Source organism: Haladaptatus sp. T7 (assembly GCF_026008575.1).
GTDB lineage: Archaea > Halobacteriota > Halobacteria > Halobacteriales > Haladaptataceae > Haladaptatus > Haladaptatus paucihalophilus.
In genome coordinates, this window is sequence record NZ_BROP01000001.1 from 747,593 (window position 1) to 762,742 (window position 15,150).

15 protein-coding genes are annotated in these 15,150 nt (G+C 64.1%); 6 read left to right on the forward strand and 9 right to left on the reverse strand.

The window, feature by feature from the left end; translation table 11 throughout:
• The first annotated feature begins 171 nt into the window (after positions 1 to 171).
• Positions 172 to 372: a hypothetical protein gene (locus OPC11_RS04145; protein ID WP_007983599.1), complete on the forward strand. Its 201-nt coding sequence runs from the start codon at positions 172 to 174 to the stop codon at positions 370 to 372.
• 95 nt (positions 373 to 467) lie between these two features.
• Here OPC11_RS04145 and map read toward each other — a convergent pair whose 3' ends face one another.
• Entirely contained in the window at positions 468 to 1,364 is an 897-nt protein-coding gene (gene map, locus OPC11_RS04150) for a type II methionyl aminopeptidase (RefSeq protein WP_264781093.1), read from the reverse strand.
• 64 nt (positions 1,365 to 1,428) lie between these two features.
• Entirely contained in the window at positions 1,429 to 2,328 is a 900-nt protein-coding gene (locus tag OPC11_RS04155; RefSeq protein WP_264781094.1) for an isoaspartyl peptidase/L-asparaginase family protein, read from the reverse strand.
• 146 nt (positions 2,329 to 2,474) lie between these two features.
• On the opposite strand from OPC11_RS04155, the gene OPC11_RS04160 reads away from it, so the two are divergent.
• Both OPC11_RS04160 and icd read left to right on the forward strand, forming a co-directional pair.
• Positions 2,475 to 3,182 carry a hypothetical protein gene (locus OPC11_RS04160; RefSeq protein ID WP_264781095.1) on the forward strand — a complete coding sequence of 236 codons (708 nt, stop codon included), beginning with the start codon at positions 2,475 to 2,477 and terminating at the stop codon, positions 3,180 to 3,182.
• Between the two features lie 210 nt (positions 3,183 to 3,392).
• On the forward strand, positions 3,393 to 4,658 hold the full coding sequence (gene icd / locus OPC11_RS04165; RefSeq protein WP_264781096.1) for an isocitrate dehydrogenase (NADP(+)): 1,266 nt from the start codon (positions 3,393 to 3,395) through the stop codon (positions 4,656 to 4,658).
• 133 nt (positions 4,659 to 4,791) lie between these two features.
• On the opposite strand, the gene OPC11_RS04170 is transcribed toward icd, so the two are convergent.
• The 5 genes from OPC11_RS04170 to OPC11_RS04190 all read right to left on the reverse strand — a co-directional run bounded on the left by OPC11_RS04170 (position 4,792) and on the right by OPC11_RS04190 (position 8,289).
• Positions 4,792 to 5,361, reverse strand: coding sequence for a hypothetical protein (locus OPC11_RS04170; protein WP_264781097.1), 570 nt, complete (start codon positions 5,359 to 5,361; stop codon positions 4,792 to 4,794).
• Positions 5,362 to 5,595: 234 nt separating this feature from the next.
• The gene (locus OPC11_RS04175; protein WP_264781098.1) at positions 5,596 to 5,856 is read right to left on the reverse strand and encodes a lipoyl domain-containing protein; all 261 of its coding nucleotides are present in this window, start codon (positions 5,854 to 5,856) and stop codon (positions 5,596 to 5,598) included.
• Positions 5,849 to 6,862 carry an alpha-ketoacid dehydrogenase subunit beta gene (locus OPC11_RS04180; protein WP_264781099.1) on the reverse strand — a complete coding sequence of 338 codons (1,014 nt, stop codon included), beginning with the start codon at positions 6,860 to 6,862 and terminating at the stop codon, positions 5,849 to 5,851. The genes OPC11_RS04175 and OPC11_RS04180 overlap by 8 nt, the downstream gene beginning before the upstream one ends.
• Positions 6,862 to 7,884 carry a thiamine pyrophosphate-dependent dehydrogenase E1 component subunit alpha gene (locus OPC11_RS04185; RefSeq protein WP_264781100.1) on the reverse strand — a complete coding sequence of 341 codons (1,023 nt, stop codon included), beginning with the start codon at positions 7,882 to 7,884 and terminating at the stop codon, positions 6,862 to 6,864. Before OPC11_RS04185 ends, OPC11_RS04180 begins: the two co-directional genes overlap by 1 nt.
• A gap of 69 nt (positions 7,885 to 7,953) precedes the next feature.
• Positions 7,954 to 8,289, reverse strand: a complete 336-nt coding sequence (locus OPC11_RS04190; RefSeq protein ID WP_007983617.1) for a cupin domain-containing protein — start codon at positions 8,287 to 8,289, stop codon at positions 7,954 to 7,956.
• A 191-nt stretch (positions 8,290 to 8,480) separates the two neighbouring features.
• On the opposite strand from OPC11_RS04190, the gene tgtA reads away from it, so the two are divergent.
• The 3 genes from tgtA (at position 8,481) to OPC11_RS04205 (ending at position 12,951) form a co-directional block, all read left to right on the forward strand.
• Positions 8,481 to 9,953, forward strand: a complete 1,473-nt coding sequence (tgtA, locus tag OPC11_RS04195; protein WP_264781101.1) for a tRNA guanosine(15) transglycosylase TgtA — start codon at positions 8,481 to 8,483, stop codon at positions 9,951 to 9,953.
• A 358-nt stretch (positions 9,954 to 10,311) separates the two neighbouring features.
• On the forward strand, positions 10,312 to 12,063 hold the full coding sequence (arcS, locus tag OPC11_RS04200; protein WP_007983620.1) for an archaeosine synthase subunit alpha: 1,752 nt from the start codon (positions 10,312 to 10,314) through the stop codon (positions 12,061 to 12,063).
• 84 nt (positions 12,064 to 12,147) lie between these two features.
• On the forward strand, positions 12,148 to 12,951 hold the full coding sequence (locus OPC11_RS04205) for a GNAT family N-acetyltransferase (protein ID WP_007983623.1): 804 nt from the start codon (positions 12,148 to 12,150) through the stop codon (positions 12,949 to 12,951).
• 371 nt (positions 12,952 to 13,322) lie between these two features.
• Here OPC11_RS04205 and OPC11_RS04210 read toward each other — a convergent pair whose 3' ends face one another.
• Both OPC11_RS04210 and OPC11_RS04215 read right to left on the reverse strand, forming a co-directional pair.
• Positions 13,323 to 14,393 (reverse strand): archaeosine biosynthesis radical SAM protein RaSEA, encoded by a 1,071-nt coding sequence (locus tag OPC11_RS04210; protein ID WP_264781102.1) that lies wholly within the window; start codon positions 14,391 to 14,393, stop codon positions 13,323 to 13,325.
• A 15-nt stretch (positions 14,394 to 14,408) separates the two neighbouring features.
• The gene (locus OPC11_RS04215) at positions 14,409 to 14,837 is read right to left on the reverse strand and encodes a VanZ family protein (protein ID WP_007983629.1); all 429 of its coding nucleotides are present in this window, start codon (positions 14,835 to 14,837) and stop codon (positions 14,409 to 14,411) included.
• Positions 14,838 to 15,150 lie beyond the last annotated feature (313 nt).

Consider the following 15,150-nt stretch of genomic DNA (forward strand, 5'->3'; position numbering starts at 1 on the left):
TTGCGCCCTCATTAACGATTCAGCGGCGTCTATAAACGAAATGGGACGCTCAGAACCCATAATCTGGTCAAATCGCAAGACGTCGGCCGAATAAACGGTTCGAACGCCCTCCAACAGAGAGGGGTTTTTATGCTCGTGTCAAGGGTTGTACGAACTGAACAGGAAGTCACTATGGCAACAAAAAATCAGGGGTTCTCGGCGATGGTGGAACTGTGCGACAACTGCGGCCGCGAAACGTCACACTCGGTCTCCGTCGAGATACGAACGGAGAGCAAAAAACGGGAAAACGCCGAGTTCTCGCGTGAGCCGTACCGTGTCACACGATGTCAGTCGTGTGGTGAGGAGAAGAGCCAGCGGATGAACAACGCGTAACGGGACGACCGATACATACTGCCGACGAAGCTACGCTCGTTCTCACGCTCGTTCGACGCGAACGTATCAGTAGGAAACGACTGCACTGACGCTGATTATTCGGTGAACACTTCACACCCGTCCTCGGTGACGATGACCGAGTGTTCCTTCTGGCTGACGAGACAGCCGTCCTCCTCTTTGAGCACCGGGTAGCCGTGGACGATGTTGTTCATCTTCAGGCGTCGAAGCGCCATCTTCGGTCGGGAGACGTCCAGCCAGCGGGTAGCGAAGGGGAGCGTTCGGAACTCCTCGGTGATCTGGGAGAGCGCCTGGCGGGCGCTTCGGTCGCGGACCGAGGATTCTCGTTCGAGGGCGAAAATCTCCTCTTCGGCACCTTCGCCGACCTTTCCCGTTCCGTCCGTGGCGAACGGTTCGATGGCAACCACGTCACCGACTTGGAGTTCGACGCCGCGCTCGACGCCGAGGTTCGGGATGTTCGGCTCCGTGTGCTGTTCGTAGTGGGCGAGGCCGTGCCCCGAGAGGTTGACGACCGGATTGTAGCCGTAACCCTCGATGACGGACTCGATTTCGGCCCCGATTTCGCCGGTCTCGACGCCGGGTTCGACGAGTTCGAGCGCGGCGTCGAGCGCTTCGGCGCTGGCCTCTGCTAGTTCGTCGTGGCCCGAGAGGTCCACGGTGATGGCGGTGTCGGCGAGCCATCCGTCCACGTGGACCCCGATGTCGAGGTTCACCATGTCTTCGCCGAAGGTCGTCTCGTCGTCGATTCCCGGCGTCGCGTGAGCCGCCTCCTCGTCGATGCTGATGTTCACGGGGAACGCGGGCTTCCCGCCGAGTTCGCGGATGCGGTCCTCCGCGAACTCCGCGACTTCGAAGTGGGTCACGCCGACATCGACTTTCTCGGCGGCTTCCGCTCGCACCTGTGCGAGGATTTCACCGGCCTCCCGATGTTTTTCGTACTTTTCGGCCGAGAGGTCTACGTCCTGCTCGCTCATGCCTCGTTATTCTCCCGAACGCCGGAAAGAGTTTGCGTTACGGCGAAACCGGGCGACGGAGCGACTACCGAGTCGCTGCGGTCTGCATCGCGTCGCTGTTGAACGCACTGCCCGCATTTCCGTCCCGGTCGAGGACGATGACGCCCGCACTCGAGCCGGTGAGTTCGGCGAACTCCTCGATGGCGCGGTCCGCCGCCTCCTGTGCGTCGAATCCAGATTCGAGGTGGCGAACCGCCCGCCGGGTCAGCGTCGATTTGGCGATGTCCTCACCGGCACCGGTCGAACTCGCCGCACCCGCCGGGGCCGCGTAGAACCCGCTTCCGATTTGGGGAACGTCGCCGACCCGACCCGCGAGCGCGAGCCACCGCCCGCCGGTCGAGGTGGCCGCCGCGAACTCCTCGACGTCGTAGGCGACCGCCCCGACCGTATCGTGGTCTCGCGGGTCGCCCCCGCTCGACTTCTCCGCGGCGCTGCGCGCCGCGTTCCCCCCGAACTTCTCGCGGAGCAAATCGAGGTGCTGGCTCGGCGACCCCTCGGGCGTGTCGTGGCCTGCCCACCGCTCCCGGCTCTTTTTCGTCCAGAGGTCGATGTCGGTTTCGACGCCAAAATCGGCCGCGAGCGAGACGGCGTGCTCGCCGCTGACGAGGACGTGCGGCGTCTCCTCCATGACGACGCGGGCCGCGCTGACGGCGTGTTCGACGCCGGGCATGGAACAGGCCGCGCCCGCTTCGCGGTCGCTCGTCATGATTCCGGCGTCGGTTCGGATCTCCCCGTCGCTCTGAACCGCGCCGCCGACGCCCGCGTTGAACCGCGGCGAGGATTCGAGGACGTGAACCGCCGCTTCGACGGCATCGACGACCGTCTCCTGTTCGCCGCCGACGCTCGCCGCCTCGTCGAGGACGGCCTGTCGAGGGGTCGGTTCGTCCGGTTCGCCGCCAGCGCCGCCGTGTACGATGACTTTCATGGGGGTGCTCTCGCGTGCGGTGGCTTAAATTCACGTCAAACGGCAGTCGAGGTCGGAGGACGACGGGCGGAGAGAAATGAGGTTGAAAGAGGTGAAAATGACAACGAGACTGCTAAATGGAGTCGGGATGACGGTCCACGCGAACGATGCCGATGTACAATCGGAACGACGCGGACAGGATTCGCGTTATCGACCGGTGGGACGACGGAATCGGCTGGCTCACGCATCCGGAAGAGGACGGACGACGGGCGAGTCACGCGGTTCGCGGCCCCGACGGCGACGTATGGCTCTTCGACCCGCTCGACGCGCCGGGCGTGGACGAGTTGGTGGCGGAACTCGGTGAGGTGGCCGGTGTGGCGGTGTTCTCGAACTGGCACGCCCGGGACGCAGGCTCGTTCGCCCGTCGCCACGACGTGGCCGTCCACCTCCCTCGCTGGATGGACCGAATCGCCGAACGCGTGGACGCCCCAGTTCAGCGGTACGGCCACGAAGTCGGAACCAGCGGGTTCCACGTTCGGCGGTGTTCTCCCCTTCCCGGTTGGGACGGAGCGATAGCGTACCGGAAATCGGACGACACCCTGTACGTCGCCGACGTGCTCGGGACGGCACCGCTGTTCACCGTCGGCGAGGAGCGCCTCGGCGTCTATCTCCTTCGACGGCCGTTCCCTCCCCGTTCTCACTTCGCGGCCGTCCGGCCGGAGCGAATCATCGTCGGGCACGGCGAGGGCGTGTTCGAGAGCGCGACGGGGGCGTTGTCGGACGCACTCGACAACGCTCGATGGCGGTTCCCGACGGCCGTCGCGGAGAGCGGCGGCGCACAACTCCGGGCGCTGTTCGGCGCGCTCCGAGACTGAGACTCATTGCCGAACCGAGACGTGCCCGGCAATGGTGAGGACGAAAACGGCGGCGAATCCGACGACTGCGGGGCGAACGAAGGCGATTTCGACGGGGGTTGCTAGGCCCGATTACCCCGTCGAACACCTAACTGTTTAAGGGCGTATAAGGGCCATACGGGGGCCAAACGGCAGGCCTTTTATCCTCGTCGTTCGGATGTTCACACGTTCATGAGCTACGAGTACGACAAAGTAGAGGTACCGGAGGACGGGGGCCAGATCACGTACGACGAGGAGACAGGCGAACTCGACGTGCCGGAGAACCCCATCATTCCGATCATCCACGGGGACGGAATCGGGACGGACGTCGGCCCGGCCGCACAGAAAGTGCTCGACGCCGCCGCGAAAGCGACCGGCCGCGAAATCAACTGGATGCGCGTCTACGCCGGTGCGAGCGCCCGCGAGAAGTACGACGAGAACCTCCCGGACGACACCGTTGAAGCCATCAAGGAGTTCAACATCGCCATCAAGGGACCGCTCACGACCCCCGTCGGCGCTGGCTTCCGCAGCCTGAACGTCGCGCTCCGCAAGACGCTCGACCTGTACGCGAACGTCCGCCCGACCTACCACCTCGACGGCGTTCCGTCGCCCGTCAAACACCCCGAGGCGATGGACATGGTCTTCTTCCGTGAGAACACGGAGGACGTTTACGCCGGTATCGAGTGGGAAGCCGGAACCGAAGAGGTCGAGGAAGTCAAAGCGTTCGTCGAGGACGAGATGGGCGAGGACGGCGTCATCCACGACGGTCCCGTCGGCATCGGCATCAAACCCATCACGGAGTACGGAACGAAGCGCCTCGTCCGCGAGGCCATCGAGTACGCCCTCGAGAACGACCGAGATTCCGTCACGCTCGTCCACAAGGGCAACATCATGAAGTTCACCGAAGGCGCGTTCCGCGACTGGGGCTACGAACTCGCCGAGGAGGAGTTCGGCGACGTCACCATCACGGAAGACGAACTGTGGGACGAGTACGACGGCGAACAGCCCGAGGACAAGCTCGTCGTCAAGGACCGCATCGCGGACAACATGCTCCAGCAGCTTCTCACCCGCACGGACCAGTACGACGTCATCGCCACGATGAACCTGAACGGCGACTACATGTCCGACGCCGCGGGCGCTCAAATCGGCGGCCTCGGCATCGCACCCGGTGCGAACTTCGGCGACCACCGCTGTCTCGCCGAACCGGTCCACGGCTCCGCGCCGAAGTACGCCGGTGAGGACAAAGTGAACCCGACCGCGATGATCCTCTCGGGTCGTCTCATGCTCGAATACATGGGCTGGAAGGACGCCGGTCAACTCGTCCGCGACGCCGTCGAAGAGACCATCTCCTCCGGTAAGGTCACCTACGACCTCGAACGCCAGATCGAAGGCGGCGAGAAACTCGCCACGAGCGAGTACGCCGACGCCATCGTCGAGAATATAGAAAAACTCTCGTAGAGAGTTTTTCGGACACCTGAAAATCTCCGATTTTCGGTCCCTCAAAAAAGGAGTGAACGGAACGTCACTCTCGCACTTTTCCGAGCGTACCACATCGCTGAAATCGCGTTGCTACAGGGTGACCACCCTCGATTCAGCAGTCCTTTCTTTCGTCTCCATCCGACGTGTCGGTACCGTCCGTTCCGTCGTCGGCGTTGTCATCTCCGGAATCGTTCGGTTGGCCGAGGTCCATCGTCGCGTCCGTGTCGCTTTGGACTTCACTGACGAGGTTTCCGTCGTAGTAGACGCTGACCGTCACCGACCCGTCGTCGGTAGTGTTGGTTTCGAGGTAGTTCCCGTCGAAGGTCCCGGATTCACCCTGGCTCGTCTCGTACCGTATCGTGAGGTCGGCGACGGAATCACCGCTGCCGTCGTTGCGGATGGTGAAAGCCGCGAGGTCGTCCTCCTTATCGACGCCCAACGGGACGACGGTAAGGTACACATCACAGTTGCCCGGCATGGTGGCGTTTTCACCGCTATCACAGGTGAATTCCTCCGCTGCGGGGGAGTCGTCCAGCGTAGCTGGACCGTCCGGCGATGCCGAGGTGGTGGTTTCACGATTCGCCTGGAGACCGAACGCGCTCCCGGCGAACGCGGCGGCGATTACGACGGACGATAGCACGAATACGGTCACGACCGCTTTCGTTCTATTCGTTCCTTTCATGGATTGATCTCAGGTATGATTGTCGTTCGCGTTCGGACTCGACCGTCGCATACGGTCGAGCCGTCACGGTAGAATACCTGTCACGACCCCTCATATTAACTAATGGTTAGTTAAAAATACAATCCCCACATATATCAATAAATCCGGGATTTGTCCAAAACGTACCAGAACGCCTCGAGAGACGAAATGCGATGCGCTAAATCGGTCTCACTTCCGAAATCCGATTGCGACGCGTTACGCGGGCCGAATCCGCGCCAGCGCGTCGCCGCGTTCGAACTCCTCGGTTTCGTCCACCAGTCGTTCGACCAGTTCGCCCGTCGCGGGGGCGGGCACGTCCACGCTCACCTTCTCGATTTGAATCTCGGCGATGGTGTCACCCTCCTCGACGTCGCTTCCCTCGCGGACGAACCAGTTGGCGACGATCGCCTCCGTCACGTCCTGTGCGTCCTCGGGCCAGACCACGGCCGACTCGACGGGAACGAGGTCGTCACTCATCGTTCACGGAGCGGACGGCCTCGATGATGTCGTCGGTTCCGGGGTTGACCTCCTGTTCCAGCGGGCGGGCGTACGGAATCGGCGTGTCCGGCATGGTCACGCGTTCGACCGCGGTGAGGTCGGAGAGTCCGTTCTCCGCCGCCCGTGCGATGATTTCACCCGAAACGCCGAACGAGCGGTAATCCTCGTCCACCACGACGAGTCGGCCGGTCTTCGACACCGACTCCACTATCGTCTCGGTGTCGAGCGGCACCAACGAGCGGAGGTCCACGACTTCCACGTCCACCTCGTCCGCGAGGTCCTCGGCGGCCTCGATGGCGCGGTGAACGTGCAGACCGAGCGTGACGACGGTCACGTCGTCACCCTCTCGCTTCACGTCCGCCTCGCCGAACTCGACCGTGTAGTCCTCGTCGGGGACGGCGGTTTTCGGTCCCTCGGGGGCGGGCATCCAGCCGATTCCCATCAGGCGCTTGTGGAACATGAAGACGACCGGGTCGTCGTCGCGGATGGCGGCGTGCATCAGCCCCTTGGCGTCGTAGGCCGTGGACGGGACGACCACCTTCATGCCCGGCAGATGGGCGAACGTCCCGTAGAGCGTCTGGGAGTGCTGGGCGGCGTCGTTGTACGTGCCGCCGACGGCCGTCATCAACACCATCGGGACGCTGACGCTCCCGCCGCTCATGTAGGTGTTCTTCGCCATCTGGTTGTATATCTGGTCCATGGCGACGCCGAAGAAGTCGACGAACATCAGTTCGGCAATGGGACGCATGCCGGACTGGGCCGCGCCGACCGCCGCGCCGATGAAGGCGGTTTCGCTGATGGGCACGTCCATGATTCGGTCGTGGTCAAACTCGTCGAGGAGGCCCTGCGTGCTGTCGAAGATGCCACCGTAGTCGGCGATGTCCTCGCCCATGACGAACACGTCGTCGCTCTCGCGCATCTCGTGTGCGATGGCGTCCACCATGGCGCGACTCATCGTCAGTTCCTTGCCGTCCGACGCCGCCATCACTCACCACCTCGCAGGGTTTCCGCGTAGCCGTCCGGCGGATTCGTGAACACGTCCTCGTAGGCCTCCTCGGGGTCCGGTTCGGGTTGCTCTTTGGCCCACTCGATGGCGTCCTCGACGCGCTCTTTCGCACGCGAACGAATCTCCTCGATGGTCCCCTCGTCCGCGCCCGTCGCGCGAAGGTCGGCCTCGAGTCGGTCGATGGAATCGAGGTGCTGTGCCCGTTCGGTGTCCGCGTCCGGGCGGTAGGCCTCGGCGTCGCCCATGAAGTGTCCCATTCGGCGGTGGACCTGCACTTCCAACAGGGTTGGCCCGTTGCCGTCGCGGGCGCGGCCGACCGCTTCGCCGGCCGCCTCGTAGACGGCCGTCGCGTCGTCGTGGTCCACGCGGTGGCCCGGCATGTCGAACCCGTCCGCGCGCTGGGCGCCGTTTTCAACGTCCGTCACCCGCCCTTTGGGCATGCTGATGGCCCAGTCGTTGTCCTCGACGACGAAGATGACCGGCAAGTCGTGAACGCTGGCGAGGTTCAGCGATTCGAGGAAACCGCCTTGGTCGATGGCCCCTTCCCCGAGGAACGCGACGGCCACGCTGTCCTCGTTTCGCTTCTTCGACGCGAGCGCGGCACCGACCGCGGGCGGACAGCCCTCGGCGATGATGCCGCTCGCCGAAAAGTTCACGTCGGGGTCGAACAGATGCATGTGCCCGCCCTTCCCCTTACAGAGGCCCGTCTCCCGGCCGAATATCTCGGCGGTCATCCGCTTCAAGTCCACGCCCTTGGCGATGGCGACGTGATGCGGACGGTGCGGTCCCGTCACCGTATCGTCGTCGCGGAGGTGCTGGCAGACGCCAGCGCCCGATGCCTCGTGCCCCGCGGCGAGGTGCAACTCGCCCGGTATCGGCCCGGCGGAGATGTCGAACGCCGGTTGTTTCCCCTCCAGATACTCCTCCTGTAATCGCTCCTCGTAGTGACGCGCCGTCACCATGTTTTCCAGCATCTCCTCCAATTCGGTAACTCCTATCATGGCACACTACCGCAGGTGCCTACAACCATCACGATAATAAGTTTCAGTTACGCTGCGGTGCGAACCGTCTCACTTCCACGGCACGTCGAGCCGCGGCGGACTGAACACGTCGATGCCCCGAACCGGAACGTCAGTCCTGTTCTCCGCCGCGTGCGGTTCGTCGCCCGGAATCGCATAGGAGTCCCCCTCCTCGATGACGAACTCCTCGCCGTCGACGATGAACGTCAGCGCGCTCCCGTAGATGAATCCGGTCTGCTCGTGTTCGTGGCTGTGCTCCGGCACGGTCGCGCCGGGTTCGATGTGGAAGTGCTGGATACTCATCCGTTCTCCGGCGGCCAGTTGCGCGAGGTACACGCCGTCAGTCACTTCCGTCGCTTCACGGTCCGATAAGGCAATCGAGTCCATGCGACGTACTCGCATTCGACCCTCCTAAATCCCCGGGCGAGGGTTTAAATACGAGACGGCGGCCAACGGCGGTACGATGGCGCTCCAACCCGGTTCGTCGCTGACCGACCGCTCAAACCGAGACCGTTTCCGTCGCATCCGAGAATCCGAGAGCGGAATTCTTACACCGACACCGCGGCTACGCGGCGGTAATGGAACGAGACAACTTCGAAATCCGCGACCAAGACGGGGCGGGGCGAATCGGGGAACTCACCGTCCCGCGCGCGGGTGTGACGGTCGAGACGCCCGCGCTCCTGCCGGTCGTCAACCCGCACATGCAGACGGTCGAGCCGTCCCGCCTCGAAAGCGAGTTCGGCGCGGACATCCTCATCACCAACTCCTACATCCTCTACAAGAGCGAGGACTTCCGCGACGAAGCGCTCGACGTCGGCCTGCACGAACTCCTCGACTTCGACGGGGCCATCATGACCGACTCCGGGTCGTTCCAACTGGCCGAGTACGGCGAAATCACCGTAACGACCGAGGAAATCCTCCGGTTCCAACACGACATCGGGTCGGACATCGGGACGCCCGTTGACATCCCGACGCCCCCGGACGTGGACCGCGAGCAGGCCGAGGAGGAACTGGCGACGACGCAGGAACGCCTCGAATTCGCCGAAACCGTCGACGTCGGCGACATGCTCGTCAACGCGCCGGTGCAGGGGTCGACGTATCCCGACCTCCGCGAGGAGGCGGGCCGCCACGCGGAAGACACGTCGCTCGACGTGTTCCCCGTCGGCGCGGTCGTCCCGCTGATGAACGAATACCGGTACGGCGACATGGTGGACGTCGTGGCGGGTGCGAAACGCGGACTGGGCGCGGACGCGCCGGTGCACCTGTTCGGCGCGGGCCACCCGATGATGTTCGCGCTTGCGGTCGCCATGGGCTGTGACCTGTTCGACTCCGCGGCGTACGCGCTGTACGCCCGCGACGGCCGCTACCTGACGGTTCGCGGCACGGAGCAATTGGACGACCTCGATTACTTCCCCTGTTCGTGTCCAATCTGTGCGAACCACACGCCCGAGGAAATCCGCGAGGAGGGCGAGCGGGAGCGGGAGCGACTGCTGGCGGAGCACAACCTCCACGTCACGTTCGAGGAGATACGAACCATCAAGCAGGCGATTCGGACGGGTAACCTGTTCGAACTGGTCGAGAACCGCGCCCGCGCCCATCCCGCGATGCTCGACGGCTATCGCGCGCTCGGCGACCACGCCGCACAGCTCGAACGCACCGACCCGGCCTCGAAGGGCGCGTTCTTCTACCTCTCGGGCGAGAGCGCCGCACGCCCCGAGGTCGTCCGCCACCACCAGCGCCTCTCGCGGTTGAATCCCGAAGGAAAGGTGCTCCTGACGGAGGGGAACCCGAGCAGTCGCTACGACGAGTCGTGGAACGTCGTGCCGCCGTTCGGTCCGTTCCCGCGCGCGCTCTCGGAGACGTATCCGCTCACGGCCGAAATCCCGGACCGAATGGACGCTGCGGGATACGAATCGGCGGCCCGCGGCGTGGCGCGGTTGGTCGACGAGAACCCGGAAACCGACTTCACGCTCGCACACGAGGGGTGGCCCGAATCGGCGCTCACGCTCCTTCCCGACGCGGTTCGAACCGTGGACCTCACGACCGTCTGAGGGTGGGCGGCGCCGGTGTCGTTCCACGACGGTATATATTCCATTAATTCGAAAGCGAAACGATTGGGGGAGACCACGCCGTTTCTTCGACGTGCCGGGACGGTGTGTTCCGGTATTGGACGAATCTATCGGCTGTGCCACGGACTCGCTGTGGAGGGCGTGTGTGGTTCACCGTGGCACCGTGTCGGCCCACCCGAGTCGATAACGGCGTCAACTCACCCGGACTCGACGGCCGCACGACTCTTCTCTCGGATGACTGCTGTCCGGTCCCCGTCGCCGGTCGAACCGCGGACGACGCGGAACGCGGCACTCACGGTGTTACGCAAGATAGTTCAATCCGCTTCCCCGAACAACGGGTATGACTGACTATTTCGAGATTCACGGCCGCGATGGGGCGGCCCGAATCGGGGAACTCCGGCTTTCGGAGTCCCTGACGACGCCCGCGCTGGCGGACGACGTGATTTCGGATGCCGGGAGTCTCTGGTTCAAGGACCGCGACCTGCCTGAGGGTGACGAGTCGAAACTGACCGTCCTGCCCCACCGGTCGTTCCCGAGCGGGACCGACGAGGAAGTGATGGAGTCGTTCGCGGTGGACTACCCGGACGTGGACTATCCGAGCGCCGCCGTCGTCGCGCCGGAGACGGCGGACGACTACGGAGCGGACGCCTACGTCCTCTCGGGTGCGCGCGGCGTCGTCGGACACGGGGCCGGGTTCAAGGACGCCATCATCGACACCCGCGAAGCGATTCCCGCCGACAGCGCGCTCGTGCTGTCGGGGGTCGCCACGCCGGAGAACGTCGCCACGCTGGTGTACGCCGGGGTGGACCTCGTGGACTCGGATTTGGCAGTCGTCAAAGGAACCCAAGGGAAGTACCTGACGACGGAAGGGCAACACTACTTGGACGACCTCCACGAACTGCCGTGTTCCTGCCCGGCCTGCCAGCGCCCGGTCGACGAGTTCACGCGCGAACACTGCGTCGAACACAACGTCAACGCGCTCCGGGCCGAGTTGGGCATCGTCCGCGAGCGAATCCGCTCGGGGCGACTCCGCGATTACATCGAGGGACAGGCCCGCCACGAGCAGTGGCTAACGGCCGCCTTCCGGGAGTTCGACCAGCAGTGGAGTTACGTCGAGGAGCGAACGCCCGTCATCCGGAACGCGGAACTCGCCGCCGCGACCGAAGACAGCCTTCGCCGCGTGGAGATTCAGCGCTTCGCCGACCGCGTGACGACGCGCTATCGGAATCGGTTCGACCGCCCGCTGGTACTCCTGCCGTGTTCGGCGAAAAAGCCCTACAGCGAATCCCAGAGTCACGGCCAGTACCACGACGCCATCCAGTTCCGCGCGCACAAGGTGTCGATGACGAGTCCCATCGGCGTCGTCCCGCAGGAACTCGAACTGACCTACCCCGCACAGCACTACGATTCCGTGGTTACCGGCCGCTGGAGCGAGGACGAAAAGGAGTTCGTGGCGGAGGTCCTCCGGCGCTATCTGGAGCGAAACGAATACCCGAGAATCATCGCCCACGTGCCCGAGGAGGGGTACCGCGACGTGTGCGAGCGAGTCGAGGAGGCGCTCGACGTGGAGTTCGAGTACACCGTCGAGGACCACCCGACGACGACGGAATCGCTCGGCAATCTCGCCAGCACGCTCACGGGCGAGTCGAAGTACGGCAAGCGCGACCGCCAGCACAACACCGTCCGGGCGATGGCGGACTACCAGTTCGGCGACGGCGCTGGCGACGCGCTCTTTTCCGAACTCAACATCCAGAGTCGCTATCCGAAACTCAGAGTGCACGACGACGACGGCGAACAACTCGCGGCGATGGTTCCCCAGTACGGCACCCTCTCGTTCACGCTCGCGGGTGCCCGCCGATGGGTCGAGAGCGACGCGCCGGTAAAGCGGGTCGAAATCGACGCGTTCGCGCCTCACGGGAGCGTCCTCGCGCCCGGGGTGGTGGACGCCGACGACGACATCCGCCCCGGCGACGAGGTGGTCATCGAAGGCCCGAAGGCGTTCGCCATCGGCCGCGCCGAGATGAGCGGCCCGGAGATGGCCGAATCCACCCGCGGCATCGCCACCGAAGTGCGGCACGTCGAAGAAAAATAGATTTATTCGTTCGCGAGTTTATAATCCGAGGTGCGCTTTTTTAGGCGATAAATAATAAATCCCTTCGGAGTGGTACCCACACCTATGGGAGCACCCGCTGACCTCGAGTTCGAGGACACGATTCAGCAACGCATCTACCACCACGTCGAGCGGAGCGGTTCGGCCACCGTCGAAGAGGTCCGCGACGAGGTTCGCATCGACTCGCGGTCCGGGTCGAAACCGGCCCGGTCGGGAACGACGGAGCCGCGGGTTCGGATTCCACCGGAGGAGTTCCACGAGACGGTGGCCGACCTCGTGGACGCCGGTCTGCTCGTCCGAGACGAGGGCGAACTCCACCTCGCGCTGGACGAAGAGGTCGAGACGTACGAGGAAGAGGACCTCTCGTACCGCATCCGGCAGGCGCGGCAGTCCGACTGGAGCGGCATCGAGACGGCGATTCGAGAGGTCGCCGACGAGGGGGCGTCGATTTCCGCCCAGCGCGTCGCCGCCGACATCAGCGACGAGGGAGCGCTCTTGCGCCGCAACGACCGCCGCTCGCGGATGTTCTACGTCGCCACCGTTGAGGGCGGCGAAAACGACGGCGAGGTCGCCGGATGGGTCCACCTCGACGCGCCGGAACTCGACCAACTGCGCCACACCGCCGAGTTGACCGTCGGCGTGCGCGGCCCCTTCCGCGAACACGGCATCGGCGGACGGCTACTGGAACGCGCGATGGACTGGGCGCGCGACGCGGGCTACACGAAGGTCTATCAGAGCCTTCCAGCAACGAACGAGACCGCAATCGAGCTGCTGCAGGAGTACGGGTGGGAAACCGAGGCCACCCGCGCGGACCACTATCTCGTCGGCGACGAGTTCGTCGACGAGGTGATGATGGCGCGGAAGCTCTGAACTGAACGTTTCGAAAAATCCTCGTCCCGTCGAGACTCGACGCGCCCGGTAACTGCTACTTCCGTCGCTGGCGTGCGAGGAGTCGCCACGCGACGGACACCAGCAGTCCCCCCACGAAGAGCAGGACCAGCGGCCAGAGGATGACCGGTCCGGCGTACATTAGCGCCGTACCTCTGTCGGTGAGTCCGTGGCGATCCACTGTGCCGTCCGCTCCGGATGCCGGATCTCTATCCAGCCGTTCGAACAGAACACCGTTTCGTACGTCCCACCTGTGTTCGTCATTCCTTCGGGCCGCTGCCCTCCCCCCGAGAGACGACTCGGGTGGTACGTACTTTGTTATCCACGCCGTAGCCCCGATAAGGTCGGCCTGACTACCGCGCCAGCGGGAGGCTATAGCTCGTTTCGCGCTCCATGACGGCCTCCCACGTGTGCTCACACTCACAGGAGACCTCCGAGAAGACGGAGGGGTCCTGGCGAAGGTCGAAGTCCTTGATCGCCTTCTGTACGAGGTCGTCGCACTCGCCGCAGTTGTGCGCGCCGCGGTCGCTGCCGTGGCCAACGGGGTCGGAGACGACGATGGCAGGGACGTCCGCCGTGTCCTCCAGAACGTCACAGACGCTCCAGAGCCACGGCGGACGGTAGCCGTCGCGGAAGTACAACTCGTCGACCATGGTGTAGCGCTGGACGTTGGTCGGGTTCATCGAGACGGTGTGGGCGTACTCGGCGCACTTTCGGATGGACTCCTTCATGTCCTGTACCGCCTCGGCTTCGGAGAGGAACGGCGGTTTCATCAGCAGATACGCCTTGATGCCAGCGCCGACGGATTCGGCGTTCTCGCTGGCCTGAATGAAGTCGTCGAAGTCGAAGTACTTGTTCACGCTGTCGTGGCGCACGCGGTCGTTCGCCGTCTCCAGTCCGATGGCAACGTCGGTTTCGAGGCCGACGTCGCGGAAGTCGCGCAGTTTCTCGGGGGTGACGAAATCCGGCAGGCTCTCGACGACGATGCGGTCGCGGTCGGAAAACGTCTCGGCGATGGCCTCGCGCGTCTCCGCGCCGACCTCGCGCTCGTCCAAGAACGACCCCGAGGTGTAGATTTTGATGAGACCGCTCTTCTCGTCGGCTCCCTCGCGTTCGTGGTCCAGACAGACCTCGATTTGGTCCATCAGGGCGTCGTGGGGGACGCTTCCGCCTTCGACGGATTCGGCGACGTAGCCGCACATCGTACAGCCACCGGCGCGCGCCCAGCGACAGCCGCCGGTGTTGAGGATGATGGTGAGACTCTGGTAGACGCCATCGGGCGTGTTGTCCTCGTCCAGCCACACCCGCGTCGGTTCGTGCGGGTCGTAGTGCTTCTCCTTCCGGGCGCGAATATCGCGCATCACGGAGTTGTGGGCGTCCATACCCTTGCCCCGCTCGTAGCTCTCGGGAGTCGGCGTACTCATTGTCGGAGAGAACGGTTACGAGCGTAAATCGGCTTCGTCTCGGCGTGCGACGAGCCACCACCCGACCGCGCCAATCACCGCCCCGACCGTATCCGCGCCGACGTCCATGGCCGACGTGTGGCGGAGAGGCACCGCCAGTTGTGCGAACTCCATGGCGATGCCGAAACCGACCGCACCGACGACCGCGAGGAGAACCGCACGTCCGTACCGGTCGGAACGGCCGTCGAGGTGATTTCTCACCCCCACGGCGGCGGCGATGGAGACGGCGAGGACGGCGTATCCCGCCGCGTGGAACCACTTGTCCCGACCGAAGAGGGAGAGCGGACCCAACCGCTCGACGCCGACGTCGGGCGACGCGAACACGGAGAAATAACAGATGACGGCCGCCACGAGGACGGCGACGAGCCAGCGTCGCGTGGGCGTTCGGGCGCGAGATGAAGACATCGGCCCGATGATTGGGGACAACCGGGCTAAAACGCGGTGATTTAGACCCGGCGTACGCCGGGAGTTCGGACCGGTCCAACGGCGACTACGGGTTCGTCTACTCCTTCGACCGCGAGTAGCCGTATTCCGCGTCCGAACACATATGTTATCAGATAATTATCCGGTTACTATTGGTTCCGAAAATTTGTCATATATCTCGGATCGGTGTTTGATCGTGAGAGGTTTCGGTGAAAAATACAGTTTGTGCGAACGACGCGCTGCATTTCTTCGTCGGGTGATTGTTCTATTTTCTAGACATGATATCCACCGATAG